This is a genomic window from Acinetobacter calcoaceticus, assembly GCF_051947995.1.
In the GTDB taxonomy this organism is placed as follows: Bacteria; Pseudomonadota; Gammaproteobacteria; order Pseudomonadales; family Moraxellaceae; genus Acinetobacter.
The window spans coordinates 1-215 of record NZ_JBLVVH010000074.1 but is presented as its reverse complement, the minus strand read 5'-3'; the positions used below and the strand labels follow the sequence as shown (position 1 = coordinate 215).

The 215-nt window shown below is 56.3% G+C and carries 1 protein-coding gene; it reads left to right on the top strand.

The genetic code is table 11. The annotated features are described in order from the left end of the window. Nucleotides 1–42: 42 nt before the first annotated feature. The coding region (rplW, locus tag ACNQO6_RS18610) for a 50S ribosomal protein L23 (RefSeq protein ID WP_440209932.1) at nucleotides 43–215 on the top strand (173 nt) is incomplete at its 3' end.

Here is a 215-nt window from a genome sequence, read left to right as displayed (position 1 = left end):
GGTCACCGTGTCCGCCGTGAAGAAGTTCGAGGAGCTGCTGGGATGAACCAGGAACGCGTATTCAAAGTGCTGCTTGGTCCGCACATCTCCGAGAAAGCCACGGGTCTCGCGGACGGCAAGAGCCAATTCGTTTTCAAGGTTGCCACCGATGCAACCAAGCTGGAAATCAAGAAGGCCGTAGAAAGCCTGTTCAGCGTGAAGGTACAGCGCGTCAC